Consider the following 17424-nt stretch of genomic DNA (forward strand, 5'->3'; position numbering starts at 1 on the left):
TAGTGTCCCAACCAGCCGGGTTTCGACTGCGCTCAACTCTCGACGGTTGAGGGTTGAGCGCAGTCGAAACTCGGTTTACTGGTACTTTATTTTCACGCAAGTCCCTTAGTAGTCTGTCAGTAAATAATTGATGGATAAATTCCCTGTAAAGACGGCGATTTATCGCGTCTCTCTAACTATATGTATCGCGTCTCTCTAACTATATTTATCGCGTCTCTCTAACTATATTTAGAATATTTAGAAAATTCTTCTTCAAATCAACACCCCAGCAATGCAAGCGGTGATAAAACCCGCTAACAATCCGCCAATCATTGACCTGACACCCATACGAGCTAAGTCATGCTGGCGATTGGGTGCTATCCCCGCAATGCCGCCAATGGTAATGCCAATTGAACCGATATTTGCAAAATTACATAATGCGTAAGTTGTAATAATTACTGCACGTTGAGAGATTTTTCCACTCTCAATTAGTGCCTTCAAATCCAAAAAAGCAATAAACTCATTGAGAATTGTTTTTGTACCCAATAAAGCCCCAACTTGCCGACAATCAGCCCAAGGTACGCCCATCAGCCACGCCACGGGAGCCATAATAAAAGACAAAATCCACTGTAATGAAAATTGTTGTAAACCGATAAATCCCCCTAACCATCCCAGTAGGGCATTCAGGGCAGCCAATAATCCTAAAAAGGCGATAATCATCACCCCAACATTAACTGCTAGCTTCACGCCGTCAATTGCTCCGGTGGTAGCAGCATCAATTACATTTACATAATTGGTTTCTATATATGCTTTTGCTTTACCAACCGTCTCTGATACTTCTGTTTCAGGGTAAAGTAATTTTGATACCACCAACGAAGTGGGAGCAGTCATAAAGAAAGCAGCAATCAAGTGTTCTGCTGGGATGCCAAAGGAAAGATACGCCCCTAATACTCCAGCCGCAATTGTGGCAAAACCACCCGTCATCACGGCATGGAGTTCTGATTGCGTCATCTTCGCTATGTAAGGTTTAACCATCAGCGCCGCCTCTGTTGGCCCCAAAAAGATGTTACCTGCACAGGATAAAGATTCAGAACCCGATGTTTTCATCGTCTTCATCATTACCCACGCCACCACATTTACGACTCGCTGTAAAATGCCGTAGTAATACAAGACGCTAATAAAAGAAGAGAAAAAGATAATTGTCGGCAGCACTTGGAAAGCAAAGAAATGATCCTTAAAATTTTCTCCAAAGACAAATTTTGCACCAACATCAGAAAATGCTAAAAATTGACCGACAATATCTCCCAGAGATTTAAATACATTTAAACCCCAAGGAGTTTTAAGAATCACTAGCGCAAACACAAATTCCAATCCCAAACCCCAGGCCACTATTCGCCAACGCACCGCCCGACGATTAACAGAGAAGGCGTAGGATATAGCGATAAAAACTAAAATTCCCAACGCAGAGATGGCGCGTTCCATGATTGCTCCTGAAAAGGTGTTGTTAAGGCTCTTAGTCACAGAGCATACACAAAATCTGCCTTCTTTTGGGGTTTTGTAGTCAATTACTAGAGTTTTGCTGCTGTAAATAAGAATTTAGCGATGTCTACGACGGGCTACGCCTACGCATATTCATATCTTTTTACAAAACAGTCTTCCCAAACCTGAAGCACATTTGTATTAATAGGAACAACCAATGTAATCAGGAAAAATTAATCTTCTAGGAAAAGAAAACTATGGTGGCACTAACCGGTTATCAAATAAATGAACTAATTTATTCGGGATCTAAAACCCTAGTGCATCGCGGCATTAGAGAATCAGATAAAAAACCAGTAGTGATTAAACTGTTGCGGCGTGAGTATCCCACATTTTATGAACTCGTGCGGTTCCGCAATCAGTACACCATTGCCAAAAACCTAGATATTGATGGGATTATCAAAACCTATAGCTTGGAGAACTATCAAAACAGCTATGCCTTAGTTATGGAAGATTTGGGCGAGATATCTCTCCAAGAAGAGATGGCGAGGTGGGGAGATGGGGGAATGGGGAGAACTGCTGATGGATTGCAGACATTTTTTCACATTGCTTTGCAAATTGTCTCCATTCTTGATGGACTTTATCACAACCGAGTGATTCACAAAGACATCAAACCCGCCAACATTTTGATTAACCCCGCCACAAAAGATATAAGACTAATCGATTTTAGTATTGCCTCCCTACTTTCCAGAGAAACGCAAACCCTCACTAATCCAAATATTCTAGAAGGGACGTTAGCATACATCTCTCCCGAACAAACCGGACGAATGAACCGGGGAATTGACTACCGCAGCGACTTTTATTCCTTGGGTGTCACTTTTTTTGAACTCCTCACCGGACAGTTACCTTTCAAATCTGATGAACCAATGGAGTTGGTGTATTGTCATTTGGCAAAGCTTCCTCCACAGGTGCATAGCCTGAATCCTGAGATTCCCCCAATTCTGTCGGAAATTATCGGCAAACTGATGGCGAAAAATGCCGAAGACCGTTATCAGAGTACATTGGGGTTGAAGTATGACTTAGAAATTTGCTGGCGTCAGTGGCGAGAAACTGGCAGGATTGATGTCTTTGAGTTAGGAGTGCGGGATATTTGCGATCGCTTCATCATCCCAGAAAAACTCTATGGACGGCAAACAGAAGTAGAAAGCTTACTCGCAGCATTTGATAGAGTCGCACAGGGAAACACTGAAATGATTTTAGTAGCAGGTTTCTCTGGTATTGGGAAAACTGCCGTTGTTAACGAAGTCCATAAACCAATTGTGCGACAACGGGGTTATTTTATCAAAGGAAAATACGATCAATTTCAACGCAATATTCCTTTAAAAGCTTTCGTCCAAGCATTTCGAGATTTGATGGGGCAATTACTGAGTGAAACCGATGCCCAACTCGAACAATGGAAAGCTAAAATTTTGACAGCTTTGGGTGAGAATGCTCAAGTAATTATCGAAGTTATTCCCGAACTAGAAAAAATTATTGGACAACAAGCACCAGTACCCGAACTTTCAGGTAATGCTGGACAAAATCGCTTCAATTTACTGTTTAAAAAATTTCTCCAGGTTTTCACAACCAAAGAACATCCATTAGTCATATTTTTGGATGATTTACAATGGGCAGATTCAGCATCTCTAAAGTTTATGCAATTACTAATTAGTGAAACCGAAATTCACTATATGTTAGTTATTGGTGCTTATCGAGACAATGAAGTATATCCAGCACATCCCTTGATGTTAACCTTAGGAGAAATTCATAAAAATGGTGCGAATATTCATACTATTACTTTAGCCTCTCTCAATCATACAGATTTAAATCATATAATTACTGATACTCTAAAATCTAACTTAGAGGTTGCTCTACCTCTCACAGACTTAGTATATCAAAAAACTCAAGGCAACCCTTTATTTACAAATCAGTTTCTCAAGTTTCTGCACGAAGATAAGTTAATTAACTATAACTTTGATATCGGTCATTGGCAATGCGATCTTGCTCGGGTTAGAGGATTAGCATTTACTGAGGATGTGGTAGAGTTTATGGTGCTTCAGTTACAGAAGTTACCAGAAGCAACTCAAAAAGTTTTGCAGCTTGCAGCTTCTATTGATAATCAGTTTGACCTAGCAACTCTCGCAATTGTCTATGAAAAATCTTTAGCAGAGACAGCAGCAGACTTATGGAAAGCTTTGCAAGAAGGTTTGGTCATACCCACAACTGAAGTTTACAAGTTTTATCAACAGGAATCAGAAGAATCTATAATTACTTCTGATTCTTCAATGCTCGATTCTACTTCCTGCTCCTACAAGTTTTTGCACGACCGCGTTCAACAAGCTGCTTATTCTCTAATTCCTGAAAATCAAAAGCAGACAGTACACCTCAAAATTGGGCGATTAATGTTGAGGAATATCTCGCTTGAAGAACGCGAAGAACATTTGTTTAAATTAGTCAATCAGTTAAACTTAGGAGTTGAATTAATTACTCAACCAGAGGAACGAGAAGAACTGGCAAAATTAAACCTAACTGCAAGTCATAAAGCCAAAATTTCGACTGCTTATGAAGCTGCTGTAGAATACACAAATTTTGGAATTAAGTTACTCACAGAAGATTGTTGGCAACATCAGTATGAGTTGGCTTTAACACTGTACTCAACCTCTGCCGAAGTCGCCCATCTTAACGGTGATTTTGAACAGACAGAACAATCTATACAAGTAATATTACAACATGGCAAAACACCGATCGATCGAGTCAAAGCCTACGAAGTCAGAATCTTATCTCAGGTAGCACAAAACAGAATGTGGGAAGCTATAAAAACGGGACTCCATATTCTCAAAATATTGGGAATAGAACTGCCAGAACAGCCAACAGCAGAAGATATTAACCGTGGACTACAGGAGACACAATTAGCTTTAGAGGGAAAAACTATTGAAAGCTTACTAGAGTTAAAATTAATGACTGAGCCAGATAAGTTAGCAGCCATGAATATTTTGACAAATATTGCTGCTGCTGCTTATCTAGTTATCCCAGAACTCTATCCTTTAATATTATTTGAACAGGTTAATTTATCCCTAAATTATGGAAATACTGCTAATTCGCTTTATGGATATTCATCTTATGGGCTGATTCTTGTCGGGATTGTAGGAGATATTGATTCAGGTTATCAATTCGGTCAACTCAGTCTAAAACTATTAGATAAATTAAATGCTAAAGAATTCATTGCTAAAACATATATGATTGTTTATGGCTGTTTGAATCATTGGAAGAAGCATCTTAATGAACTTTTACTTCCTATACAATCAGCTTATTATAGCGGAGTAGAAATAGGAGATTTAGAATTTGCAGGTTACTGTGTATGTAATTATTCCTTGAGTTCATATTTTGCTGGTAAAGAATTATCTTCTCTAGCACAGGAAATAGGAAATTATAGTCAAGGACTCGCACAAATTCGTCAAGAACCATCTTTACATAAAAATGAACTCTATCGGCAAGTAGTGCTTAACTTACTTTCAAAAAATCAAAACCCTTGTCGCTTAATCGGTGATGCTTACAATGAAGAAACCATGTTGCCGCTTCATCTCCAAAGCAACGACCAAACTATGATTTGTTCGTTGTATTTTAATAAATTGCTTCTCTGTTATTTATTTGCTGAGTATACTCAGGCTATTGAAAATGCTGATTTAGTACAGAATTATTTAGAAAGTCTTCTTGGAAGTATTATTTTCGCTATATTTCATTTCTATGATTCTCTGAGCCAATTAGCCGTATATTCTGATGCTTCTGAAGATAAGCAAGCATTCATCCTTAAAAGGGTTACAGCTAATCAGGAAAAAATGCAGAACTGGGCGCATCATGCGCCGATGAATCATTTACATAAGTTTCATTTAGTGGAGGCTGAACGCTATCGTATTCTTGGCGAATATATTCAAGCAATGGAAATGTATAATCGCGCCATTCAAGGAGCTAAAGAAAATGAATATATCCAAGAAGAAGCTCTAGCTAACGAACTCGCTGCCAAATTTTATTTAACATGGGGTAAAGAGCAAATTGCCCAAACCTATTTGACAAATGCTTACTACTGCTATGTTCGTTGGGGCGCTAAAGCCAAAGTCTATGATTTAGAAAAACGTTATCCTCAATTACTCGCCCAGATTCTCCAATGGGAAAAAGTTCGTTTCAATCCTACGGAACCAGCATCCAGTTTTTATAACATGTCCCTGTCTACTTTGGCTGCTGATACGACAATTTCATCCAGCAGTGCCAGTATTTCAGAAGCTTTAGATTTAGCAAGTGTTCTCAAAGCCTCTCAAGCACTATCTAGCGAAATTCATTTAGAGAAGTTGCTCTCTACACTAATGCAAGTGGTGATGGAGAATACCGGAGCGAAAAAATCTGCTTTAATTTTACTTAAAGATAATATTTGGACGATTGAAGCGATGTCTACGACGGGCTACGCCTACGCAACATTCCAGAAAGTGCCAATTATTTTGCAATCTGTTCCTATTGAGTTTAGCGAAGATATCCCTCTAACTGCAATTAACTATGTCAAACGCACCTTAGAAACATTGGTAATTGATGATGCAACTGCGAACAATTCCTTCACCTCTGACTCCTACATTATCAGACAACAACCCAAGAGTTTACTGTGTACCCCCATTCTCCATCAAGGGAAGTTAATTGGCATCCTTTACTTAGAAAATAATCTCATTGCTGGAGTATTTACCCATGATAGACTCCAAGTAATCAACCTATTGTGTTCGCAAGCTGCCATATCTTTAGAAAATGCTTCTTTTTATCAGCGATCGCAAGAGAATGCTCAACAATTAGAACACTCACTTACAGATTTAAAACAAATGCAACTACAACTGGTGCAAAGTGAGAAAATGTCAGCATTAGGTAATTTAGTTGCAGGTGTAGCCCACGAAATCAACAATCCTGTAGGCTTTATTGCAGGTAATATTCAACCTGCTGTTGATTTGGTTGAAGATTTGTTTAACCTCATCGAGCTTTATCAAGAAAAGTTTCCAAATCCGGGTGTAGAAATTGAAGAAAAAATTGCCGAAATTGACCTAGAATATATCCGAGAAGATTTGCCAAAAATGATTTCTTCGATGAAATTAGGTATCGATAGAATTCGGAGTATTAGCAATAGTTTGCGAACCTTTTCTAGAGCAGATACAGAAAACAAAGTTGCTTTTAATATTCACGATGGGATCGACAGTGCAATTTTAATTCTGAAACATCGCTTAAAAGCATCGGAACTACATCCAGATATTAAAGTAGTGAAAAAATACGGTGATATATCTTTAGTCAAATGTTTTCCTGGACAACTTAATCAAGTATTTATGAATTTATTGGCAAATGCCATTGATGCTTTGGAGGAGTCCAATATTGGACATGATTTTCACGAAATTAATAATAAAATTGAGATTAAAACTTGTTTGAGTGAAGACAAAGAGCGAGTTTTAATTTACATTCAAGATAATGGGATGGGAATGTCTGATGAAGTCAAACAAAAGATTTTTGACCATTTATTTACAACTAAATCTGTCGGTAAAGGTACAGGATTAGGATTAGCGATCGCCCGACAAATAATTGTAGAAAAACATGGCGGTACTCTGGAGGTTAATTCCGTACAGGGAGAGGGTACAGAATTTGTGATTCAAATTCCGATCTAAAATTACCCCTCTTGGCGTGGGTAGCCAACAACAACATAACGACCAAGATAACTGGTGATAGAAATATTAGACCTCTTGCAAAAATATATTTTTGCAAGAGAGGGAAGAGGGAAAAGGTTTTGAATTTCTTTACTCTTTTACCCTTTTCCCCTTCCCCTTTACCCCGACTTTTGCAAGAAGTCTATTTTGGAGTTTCCTGAGCATTTTTAATTTCTTGCTGGCTGTTAGACTGTAGCGCTTCACGGGTTAACAAAAACTGTTCGCCCAAATCTGTAACATGAAAATATTTAGTTAAATCGATTGAGTTTTTACCATAATTACTTGCTTTAACCACATCACTGATATAACCAGAGTTCGTTTTAATTAATTTAAAATCTCGTAACCGCCTTAACTCATCACCTACATTGTTTGATACATAAAAGTCATAACTCGTTTTTGCTTTAGAATGCTTATAAAGCTGATCGATTTTCTCATAATCCTTCTGGGCAAGCAAAAAACCAAACATAAAAGCTTGTGTTTGTTCTAAATTTTTCTGCTGTTTTCCTAGTTGTTCTAGCTGTTGTGCTTGAAGTTCATCAATTTGTTTTTTCTGTTCATTAACCTCTTGTTTTAATTCCTTGAACTTAGCTGTAAACCCACCATCTTTAGAAATGCCAAAATCCTCTAGTCGATTGAGCAAACCAGAGTTGAACAACAAAACAATGGCAATGAGTATAAGATCGGGAGCTTCTATCTTTCTTGGTTGTTTTCCTTGTTCGATAAATATTGGGCTAACTAGGCTGAATATCAGATAACATACTGCTGCTACTGAAACAATTTCAATCCACCAATTTTTACGATTTTTATCTTCTTTTTTGCTAGAATCGCTTCCTGGTGGTTGCTGGTTTATTTTATTCATAATTAGTCAACTTTGATTTAATTAGGTTTTACTCAGGACTATAAGATATTCGTCACAGAAGTCTATGCTGAGATGAGAATCCTCAAGTAGTGCCCTTCCAATGAGCGAACGACGATCCATCCCCAGTACTACAACTTCACGCTCTATACTGTTCCAGAAAAGAGTTACCAAATACACATTAACTGCAACATTATAATTATCAGCAAGATTTGCGTCGAGATGATATTGGGTTGATTCCCCAGATGCCATACCTGCGGTGAGAGATTCATCTTGAATTAAGGGGGTGATAAGGGGCTAACTCCCACCAATCTCCAATGAATTGGGAAGCCTACACTTACTTGTCAGGGAAGTGTAGGTAGTTCACCATATTTAACCTTGATTAAGTAATTGTATTTTGACTTGAATTTCAAGTTACAAAATAGAAAATGGTGTTGGGTACTGGAATTTTATGAATTTACCATTGCGGACATTGGGAGTTGCACCAAATGCGTGGACAGTGAATAATGCGATCGCAGATATCACTCGTCCTCAAAAGACCCCACAAACCGTTATTTTATCAACAGAAACTAAAACCCTGCGCCTAGACTTGGCAAAGACTGCTATCCTCGTCATTGATATGCAAAACGACTTCTGTCACCCTGATGGCTGGTTAGCGCATATCGGTGTAGACGTAACTCCAGCGCGCCAGCCTATTGAACCTTTGAACAACTTACTTCCAGAACTGCGCGAGGTTGGCGTTCCAGTCATTTGGATAAATTGGGGTAATCGTCCCGACTTGCTCAATATTAGTGCTAGTTCGCGCCATGTCTATAATCCTACAGGGGAAGGTGTGGGATTGGGCGATCCACTACCAAGCAATGGTGCTAGAGTACTTATGGCAGGTAGTTGGGCTGCGGCAGTAGTAGACGAGCTAGAACAGATTCCCGAAGATATTCGTGTGGATAAATACCGCATGAGTGGGTTTTGGGATACACCCTTAGATAGTATCTTGCGGAATTTAGGAAGGACAACATTATTTTTTGCTGGTGTTAATGCCGATCAATGTGTGCTAACTACGTTATGTGATGCCAACTTCTTAGGATATGACTGCGTATTGGTTAAAGACTGCACCAGCACAACTTCTCCTGAATATTGTTGGCAGGCGACGTTGTACAATGTCAAACAATGCTTCGGTTTTGTCACTGACTCGCAAGAAATTTTAACAGCGCTGCAAAAGAGTGAGGAGTGAGGAGTTAGGAGTTAGGAGTTAGGAGTAATTAGCGGGTTTGTGATTTAGAGATACAACTAATGACTCAATATTCAGTACTCAGATTTTAGAAATTTTCATACCCATCGATAACTTCAGAGGGGATAAATAAATGTACGCTACTCGTTGTGTAATTCCGGTGATCAAATCTAGCAAAGATTACCAAGTATATCGCATCAGTCCCGACGCCTCTAATCGATTAGCAATTATTTTCGATTCGACAAATGCTAATACTTCTTTGACTTGCTGCATAGAAATTTTTGATGTTGGTGGGCAAACACCCCCAAATCGCCATCAGTGGGCGGTGGAAATGTTTTTTGTTCTCAAAGGAGAAGCGATCGCTATATGTGACGGCAAGAGTGCCACAATCAAAGCTGGAGATAGTTTATTAGTCCCTCCCACTGGTACTCATTTGATTAAAAATACTGGTTCTACTCGCTTGTACACGTTGACTGTGATGATTCCCAATGAAGACTTTTCGGAATTGATTCGCAGTGGAATTCCGGCGGAGTTAGATGAAGAAGATATGGCAGTAATAGGGAGGTTTGATGCTTTGATGCCCTGTTAAAGATATTTGAAACCTCTGTTCTATTTCTCTCTCCTACAAAGCTACGGTGTACGCACAAGTCAAATTACCCCCCTTAATCCCCCCTTATAAAGCAATACAGTTCAGTTAAGAAAAATTGTAGGTTGGGTTAAGCAAAGCGCAACCCAACAAAGTCCCGCAAATGTTGGGTTTCGTTCCTCAACCCAACCTACATAGTTTAAGGTTTCTGGGGTTAACTGAACCGTATTGCCTTATAAAGCAGGGGGTAAAACTGACGCGAAAAACCAAGTAATGCTATTTCAAACTTGTGTATACACCGTAGCCTTTGCCTTTCCTGCTCAAGAATAGCCTGCCTTAACAAATAGATTTCCACAAAGCCAACCGTATTGCACTATCTAGTTCTTAATAACTGCACGAAAGTATTACTCACCGTATTATCTTTAGTATCGGCGGCGTATTGAATCAATTCTTCTCGCAGTTTTTTAGCTGCATCTATCTCAAGTAAGGTTGCTAGCAAGAAATAAACGCCACGAAATCGGGGATCGGCCATTCTATCAACTAATAGTCCTTCGGCGGCATCAGTTTCGCCGAGAAAGTTTTGCACTAAGAAGAAATCCATGATTTTATCGTGGCGGAAATACCATTCTTTCTTGGCTTCGCCTTTTTCATCTTGCCACTGACGGCTGACTACCATTTTGTATTTCTCGTCTGACAAAGACATGGCGACTTGGTGAAATTCATCTGCGGGTAAGGCTTGTTTGTCTTGGAGTCGCATTTCGTAGACGGCGGCGGAGAATTTCTTTAAGGGAAATTCTTGATTCCATTCTTTGAGGTATTCTGCCGCCATTAAATTGTATTGCTGTTGTTGCAGGTGAAACAAGTTAGGGTGTTTGCCTTGTGATAACATCAGCGCTACCACTGTTAGATCCATTGGATTGGAAAGAATTCGGCGGATAGCATCTAACTCTTCTTTGGCTTGTTGTTGTTGGAAGACTTCTGTTAAATAATTGGTGCAGGCTTTGGCGTAATCAGCACCTTGAATTTTGGCATCTTGGGGTAGTCGCGGCTGACGGGAAATCAAAAACTCTTGAATTTGTTGTTGCTCAAGGGGCTGCAATTTATATATCTTGGCTGTTGAAGGTGGTGTCCACTCAAGGGGCTGGGTAGTCATAATAATGTTGCCCCGGAAATAGCTTTCGACAAACTGGCAGATTTTGGCGCGGGTTTCGGCGGTGACTTCGTTGAGTCCGTCGATGCAGATATCTATGGCGCCACTGTAAATCAGGTTTTTTAGGAAGCCGGCATCTTGGGCTTGGCCGTGTAGCTTGTCTTGGATGGCCTCAATTACGCCTTTATAACATTTCTGGGCGGGGAGATAAACGACAATGCGCTCTTGATTTTTCAACAGATGGCGGAGAAACATCGACTTGCCTAAGCCGGAATCACCTTCTAAGATAATTTGTCCTTGAATACTGGGTAAGGCTGCGGTAATTGGCTGGATGTCTCCTGAAGTGGGAACTTTGACTTTAGATTCTGGGAAGTATGATTGGTCAGAAAAATTATCTAAGCCGGCATCGGCTAATAGGGAAGGTTTGAATGGTTCAAATAATTTGCGGCGGAAGGGGGGAAACCAGGTGAGGAGAAAGCCGACATAGCCAACGCCTAAGATTCGGCGTACCCAAGGGTTCCAGAAGAAGATGGCTTGGACTTGGGGAAATTTGGGATAGGCGAAAATGAGGAGAAGCCAAAAGGCAATGTGAATGATGATAATGTTTCTGGCTTTGAAAAACCACTGCCAACCCTTGAGGTTAATCATGACTGATTGCAGTGAATCAGCTTCGTTGAGTCCTTTGAGGTTGTTGTAGTGCTTTTCTAAAATGAAAATATCTCCTGGATGCCAAGAAACTTTTCTAGCGACTACAGCGATTTCCTTGGCTAAGTCTTCGTGTAATCGTGCTAAATCTCGGCTGGGTTCCCAGGCTTTAAGGAAGAGTTCTAGTGTTTTTACACCTTCATCGTGTGTCAGTTTATCAGGAATTGCTTGAGGTCTGCCTAGCCATATCAGCAAGGTTTTGACATCCTCGTTACTGCCACCTAAGAAATAAGTCCAAAATCGCCAAAATTCAAAGTTATTATTCTCAGAGACTAAACCAAAGAATTGTTGATTTGGTTCGTAGGCATAATTCAAAATTACGACAACCTCTTCTAACTTCAGTTGTCTGATTTTCCCCAATGCCTCTGCCGCACTGCCACGAACATATGAGGCAACCTTTTCATCCTTGAGGATTTTGGCGATTTCAGGGATGTATGGAGCCGCCGCCTGCCCGAAGTTGCTCAATGCCACTGCCGCACTGCCACGAACACTTGAGTCAACCTTTTCATCCTTGAGGATGTTGGCGATTTCAGAGATGTATTGAGCCGCCGCCTGCCCGAAGTTGCTCAATGCCACTGCCGCACTGCCACGAACACTTGAGTCAACCTTTTCATCTTTGAGGAATTTGAGGATTTCAGGGATGTATGGAGCCGCCGCCTGCCCGAAGTTGCTCAATGCCACTGCCGCACTGCCACGAACATTTGAGGCAACCTTTTCATCTTTGAGGATGTTGGCGATTTCAGGGATGTATGGAGCCGCCGCCTGCCCGAAGTTGCTCAATGCCACTGCCGCACTGCCACGAACATTGAAGTCAACCTTTTCATCTTTGAGGATGTTGGCGATTTCAGGGATGTATGGAGCCGCCGCCTGCCCGAAGTTGCTCAATGCCACTGCCGCACTGCCACGAACATTGAAGTCAACCTTTTCATCTTTGAGGATGTTGGCGATTTCAGGGATGTATGGAGCCGCCGCCTGCCCGAAGTTGCTCAATGCCACTGCCGCACTGCCACGAACATATGAGTCAACCTTTTCATCTTTGAGGATGTTGGCGATTTCAGGGATGTATGGAGCCGCCGCCTGCCCGAAGTTGCTCAATGCCACTGCCGCACTGCCACGAACATATGAGTCAACCTTTTCATCTTTGAGGATGTTGGCGATTTCAGGGATGTATGGAGCCGCCGCCTGCCCGAAGTTGCTCAATGCCACTGCCGCACTGCCACGAACACTTGAGTCAACCTTTTCATCTTTGAGGAATTTGAGGATTTCAGGGATGTATTGAGCCGCCGCCTGCCCGAAGTTGCTCAATGCCTCTGCTGTACTGCCACGAACACTTGAGTCAACCTTTTCATCTTTGAGGATGTTGGCGATTTCAGGGATGTATGGAGCCGCCGCCTGCCCGAAGTTGCTCAATGCCACTGCCGCACTGCCACGAACATTTGAGTCAACCTTTTCATCTTTGAGGATGTTGGCAATTTTCTGTGCTATATCCTCCGGTTTCTTAACCACGGTTTTCAAGTCTTTTAGTTCATATGCAGCTAATTTCTCAAAAGCATATCCCTTCACTTTGTCGTAGCTGTCGTCAAGGGCTGCTACTATACCGTTAATCTGCCAATCTTGGGGTTTGGGTTTGGGGGTTTCTTTGGCGCTAACCCAAGGCAAACAAAAAAGGAAAGAAAGGATGAAAGCTAAAGCATAAAGGATAAAGCGAGAAAGCTTGCTGCGGTGGTGGAGAGTTGTAACCATGTTTGGAGCAAGGTGGCAGATTAGACGCGATTATGAGTATAATAACAACCTTGCAATCCGTAATTCCTGATTGAGAATGCAACTTGGTATCAACAAGTGGTAAGCGATCTGCATTCACGAGTATAAAAGACTCATCCACGAGTATAAAAGACTCGCCCGCGAGTATAAAAGACTCGCCCGCGAGTATAAAAGACTCGCCCGCGAGTATAAAAGACTCGTCCACGAGTATTAAAGACTCTCACGCGAGTATAAAAGACTCGTCCACGAGTATTAAAGACTCGCCCACGAGTATAAAAGACTCTCGCGCGAGTATCAAAGGCTCGCCGACGAGTATCAAAGACTCATTCATCTACATATTGGACTACAAGATTAAAATTGCGTTTAAATGCCAGATCCCCGACTTTTCAAAAAAGTCGGGGATCTTATCTTGTGCGTTGAACTACAGCTTATGAATTAGAAGCAGTTTTAGCAGATTTACTTTTAATAGCCTTAAAGCGATCGCCTAACTGTTCGGCAAGACTTTTTAACCCTGGAGTTTTCTTAGCAGCTGTCTTGACGTAATCATAAACTGTCAAACTGCTGCCCATTGCTTCGCTGCCGACTGCCATTAAGGTATCATCTACTTGTTCTGTCAGTTGTCGCAATCCAATCAAAAGCTCAGTAAGTGTGATTGCTAATTGATAATCCCGCACAAATTCATCGACATCAAAGCTGGCTGGGAGAATATCTCGGTTAGACTGGGCCGCAGTCAGGCTGGTATTGACGAAAGCTAGGCTTTTATCGCCCATCTTAAATAACTTGCGTCGTTCTTCCACACTCAGGGTTACGAGAAAAGGCATCTTCGCTTGGATAGTCGCAAACGCTGCTTTAATTTCTTGGATATCTGCTGGGGAAAGAGAGCCTGTAATATTTTGGTAAGCCATTGGTTATTTACTGTGGTAAATCTGTTTGTTATGATTCCCACTGGTAAATGCGATCGCACAGTCTTAAGGAATGAAGAGTAGGGAAAATAACCTCTCTGGTTGTACCACAAGTCGAATTACCCCCCTTAATCCCCCCTTGGAAAGCAGGGTGGTTTCATACGAAAAAAGAAAAATACATAAGTCTTGATTTCTCATATATAACCATAGATTTTGACCCCTCTCCAAACCTCTCCCCGAAGCGGAGAGAGGCTTTGAAACTCAGTTTTATTTTTTCTCTGCTTGTATGAAACCACCCTGCTTAATCCCCCCTTGTAAAGGGGGGAAACAAGAAAAATCCGGTTCCCTCCCCTTTGCAAGGGGAGGGTTAGGGAGGGGTAAAACTTACGCTTCAAGTCAGTTTACCGAATAATTTCTTTAACAACGCCAACAAAGCGTTCCATGTCAGCGTGGGTAATGGCTCCCATTGTTGATACTCTAAAAATAGATTGAGCTAAATTTCCCTGTCCAGAATAAATAATATAATTTTGTGCTTTCAGTTGGTCGTGAAATTCTTCATAGCTGAAACCGTCTGGCAAATAGTAGGCATTCAAGACAACGGATGAACTGCCAAGAGGAAGTAGGGGTTTAATTCCGATTGAGGCTAACCCGTCTCTAACTAAGCTGGCAAGTTGATTGTAATATTTGTGTCTAGCACGCCAACCTCCTGCTTCTGCCATTTCTTGCAAAGCTTCTGTTAAAGCATAAAATGTCTGTACTGATTGCGTAAAAGGTGTGCCGCCTCGGTCTTGCTGGTGGCAATAGGTTGCTAAATCTAAATATAAGGTGCGGGGGATTGTGTCTACTGAAGGCAGTGCATCCCGTTGCAGGATAACAAAAGACGTTCCGGGGACACCATGCAGACATTTATTCGCTGTCGCAGCGCAAGCAGTGATTCCCCAATCTGCAAAATTTATTTCTTCAGCACCAAAGCTGCTGACTGCATCTACTAATAATTTGATACCGCGTTCTTGGCAAATTGGGGCAAGTTCCGCCAAATTATTTAAGCGGCCGGTAGTAGTTTCGTGATGGACGACAGCAAGGTGGGTGATGTCGGCGTTTTCATCTAGGAGTTTGATTAAAGCTTTGATATCGATTTCGCCATCCCAAGGATGAGAAAGTGTGATGTAATTAATGCCGTGGATTTTGGCGATTTTGGATAGTCGTTCGCCATATACACCGTTTTCAATTACTAGTAATTTTCCATTTGTGGGTACTAAACTACTAATCATCGCTTCCATCGCGGCGGTTCCAGAACCAGTCAGGAGAACTGCTGCCCAGCGATCCTTTCCAAGCCCATAAACTTGAAGTAGCTGTTCGCGGATTCTGCTTTGAAGTTGGGAAAATTCCACTTCACGATGACACAAATCAGGACGCAACAGGGCATTTCTGACGCGATCGCTCAAATTAACGGGGCCGGGATTTAGTAAAATCATTTTGTCATTTGTCATTTGTCATTTGTCATTGGTCATTTGTCATTTGTCATTGGTCATTTGTCATTGGTCATTGGCCATTAATAAATTAAGAGTTTGTACTTGGAATTTATTAATTACGAATTACGAATTACGAATTACGAATTACGAATTACGAATTACCAATGTGTTTCATAAAGCGTTGTAAAACTGCTTCCGGGGTGAGGTTGGGGTCTGGGTAGCTTTTCTAAAGTTCCGGGACGGATTTTTAAATGAGCGAATTTAGGTCTAGTGTTAGCATCTGCGGTAAATAAGGCATCTAAAAGGGCGGGATCATCTCCGGCTAATGTCACGCCGTAACCGCACGCTTGGGCAATCTTGGCAAAGGAAATACCCGCCGAAACGGTGGCTTGTGCGCCTGTGGAATCGTGGACTTCATTATCTAAAAGAATATGGGTCAAGTTAGCACCGCCATAAGTGCCGATGGTAGCAAAATTACCCATTCGCATTAATGCTGCCCCATCGCCATCAATTACTACTACCTTGAGGTCTGGACGTGCTAAGGATAGTCCCAATCCCATTGAGGAAGCGCAGCCCATCGATCCCACCATATAAAGATGATTGGCGCTGTCTTTACTAGCAAAGAGTTCGCGTCCCGTGTATCCGGTGGTGGCAATTACTACAGTGTTTTCTGGATCGGTAAGTTCCACAATCCGAGCTAATGCTTCGCTGCGAGAAATGCGTTGTTCTTTGTTATCCCGAAAAAAGCTTTGCTGAATATGAGCGCTAGCACTATTTTCTCGTTCGGGGATAGAAGAACGGGTGAGTGCATGAGGTGCGTTGGCGTAGCCCATCGAAGATATCGCTCCTTTACGCATAATTAAAGCATAAGGACAGCGTTCTTGTTGCATATAGGCTGTGGCTCTTTGCAGAACGGGTTCTATTTCTGCTGCATCTGTGGGAAAATATTCCCAAGGTATAGTCATTGTTTGCAGCAATTTCTCTGTGATTTGTCCCATTAATTGATGTTGCGGTTCATCTTGCAATAAGCGATCGCCTCTTAAAGTACAAATCAGCAGCAGCGGAATCCGAAAGATATAAGTGAGGGAGGTTAGCGGGTTAACTGCATTCCCCAAACCAGAGTTTTGCATCATCACTACAGCTGGTTTCCCAGCAATTGCGGCTCCAGCTGCGATCGCTACAGCATCTCCCTCATTGGCTGCGGAGATATATTTAAGTTGAACGTCATTGATGACGTAATTAATAAAAGGCGTGAGAAAAGAACAGGGTACGCCAGTGTACCACCCAAAGCCAAGATTACGCGCAGCTTCTACAAATTCTTCTGCCTGGATCATATTAAGAGATGGGGGGTGGAAAGTAGGGAGCAGGGGAGACAAGGGGACAAGGGGGACAAGGGGGACAAGGGGACAAGGTAATTAAAGTTAGAACTTGCAACAAGTCTTTTTTTCTGAAGTTATGATACCTACGGCAAGCTGCACTAACGCTGGAAGCAGGCGCTCAGACTTCTCTCCTTGTCCCCAATTCTCCTTGTCCCCTTGTCCCCTTGTCCT

9 protein-coding genes are annotated in these 17424 nt (G+C 41.6%); 3 read left to right on the forward strand and 6 right to left on the reverse strand.

Annotated features, from left to right (window positions below; translation table 11 throughout):
- Nucleotides 1–252: 252 nt before the first annotated feature.
- Nucleotides 253–1461 (reverse strand): NupC/NupG family nucleoside CNT transporter, encoded by a 1209-nt coding sequence (locus NSTCB13_RS08330; RefSeq protein WP_445632247.1) that lies wholly within the window; start codon nt 1459–1461, stop codon nt 253–255.
- A gap of 254 nt (nt 1462–1715) precedes the next feature.
- On the opposite strand from NSTCB13_RS08330, the gene NSTCB13_RS08335 reads away from it, so the two are divergent.
- Nucleotides 1716–7175 (forward strand): trifunctional serine/threonine-protein kinase/ATP-binding protein/sensor histidine kinase, encoded by a 5460-nt coding sequence (locus NSTCB13_RS08335; protein ID WP_448271945.1) that lies wholly within the window; start codon nt 1716–1718, stop codon nt 7173–7175.
- Nucleotides 7176–7356: 181 nt separating this feature from the next.
- Here the strand turns inward: NSTCB13_RS08335 and NSTCB13_RS08340 are convergent, their stop codons facing one another.
- Nucleotides 7357–8073 (reverse strand): hypothetical protein, encoded by a 717-nt coding sequence (locus NSTCB13_RS08340; RefSeq protein WP_445629133.1) that lies wholly within the window; start codon nt 8071–8073, stop codon nt 7357–7359.
- Nucleotides 8074–8521: 448 nt separating this feature from the next.
- Between NSTCB13_RS08340 and NSTCB13_RS08345 the strand changes: the two genes are divergently transcribed.
- Nucleotides 8522–9301 carry a cysteine hydrolase family protein gene (locus NSTCB13_RS08345; RefSeq protein ID WP_448271947.1) on the forward strand — a complete coding sequence of 260 codons (780 nt, stop codon included), beginning with the start codon at nt 8522–8524 and terminating at the stop codon, nt 9299–9301.
- Between the two features lie 130 nt (nt 9302–9431).
- Nucleotides 9432–9887, forward strand: a complete 456-nt coding sequence (locus tag NSTCB13_RS08350; protein WP_194042486.1) for a cupin domain-containing protein — start codon at nt 9432–9434, stop codon at nt 9885–9887.
- A 370-nt stretch (nt 9888–10257) separates the two neighbouring features.
- Here NSTCB13_RS08350 and NSTCB13_RS08355 read toward each other — a convergent pair whose 3' ends face one another.
- From NSTCB13_RS08355 to aepY, 4 genes are all read right to left on the reverse strand, one after another.
- Nucleotides 10258–13482 carry a HEAT repeat domain-containing protein gene (locus NSTCB13_RS08355; protein WP_448271949.1) on the reverse strand — a complete coding sequence of 1075 codons (3225 nt, stop codon included), beginning with the start codon at nt 13480–13482 and terminating at the stop codon, nt 10258–10260.
- Between the two features lie 446 nt (nt 13483–13928).
- Nucleotides 13929–14405: a hypothetical protein gene (locus NSTCB13_RS08360; protein ID WP_335008547.1), complete on the reverse strand. Its 477-nt coding sequence runs from the start codon at nt 14403–14405 to the stop codon at nt 13929–13931.
- 398 nt (nt 14406–14803) lie between these two features.
- Entirely contained in the window at nt 14804–15892 is a 1089-nt protein-coding gene (locus NSTCB13_RS08365) for a 2-aminoethylphosphonate aminotransferase (RefSeq protein ID WP_448271951.1), read from the reverse strand.
- 140 nt (nt 15893–16032) lie between these two features.
- Nucleotides 16033–17208 carry a phosphonopyruvate decarboxylase gene (aepY, locus tag NSTCB13_RS08370; protein WP_448271953.1) on the reverse strand — a complete coding sequence of 392 codons (1176 nt, stop codon included), beginning with the start codon at nt 17206–17208 and terminating at the stop codon, nt 16033–16035.
- Nucleotides 17209–17424 lie beyond the last annotated feature (216 nt).

It is taken from the genome of Nostoc sp. DSM 114160, assembly GCF_053470305.1.

What these genes read in the sequence shown, in the direction of transcription:
- NSTCB13_RS08330 (WP_445632247.1), bottom strand. Translation starts at nt 1,461, where the DNA reads ATGGAACGCGCCATCTCTGCGTTGGGAATTTTAGTTTTTATCGCTATA.
- NSTCB13_RS08335 (WP_448271945.1), top strand. Translation starts at nt 1,716, where the DNA reads ATGGTGGCACTAACCGGTTATCAAATAAATGAACTAATTTATTCGGGA.
- NSTCB13_RS08340 (WP_445629133.1), bottom strand. Translation starts at nt 8,073, where the DNA reads ATGAATAAAATAAACCAGCAACCACCAGGAAGCGATTCTAGCAAAAAA.
- NSTCB13_RS08345 (WP_448271947.1), top strand. Translation starts at nt 8,522, where the DNA reads ATGAATTTACCATTGCGGACATTGGGAGTTGCACCAAATGCGTGGACA.
- NSTCB13_RS08350 (WP_194042486.1), top strand. Translation starts at nt 9,432, where the DNA reads ATGTACGCTACTCGTTGTGTAATTCCGGTGATCAAATCTAGCAAAGAT.
- NSTCB13_RS08355 (WP_448271949.1), bottom strand. Translation starts at nt 13,482, where the DNA reads ATGGTTACAACTCTCCACCACCGCAGCAAGCTTTCTCGCTTTATCCTT.
- NSTCB13_RS08360 (WP_335008547.1), bottom strand. Translation starts at nt 14,405, where the DNA reads ATGGCTTACCAAAATATTACAGGCTCTCTTTCCCCAGCAGATATCCAA.
- NSTCB13_RS08365 (WP_448271951.1), bottom strand. Translation starts at nt 15,892, where the DNA reads ATGACAAATGACAAAATGATTTTACTAAATCCCGGCCCCGTTAATTTG.
- aepY (WP_448271953.1), bottom strand. Translation starts at nt 17,208, where the DNA reads ATGATCCAGGCAGAAGAATTTGTAGAAGCTGCGCGTAATCTTGGCTTT.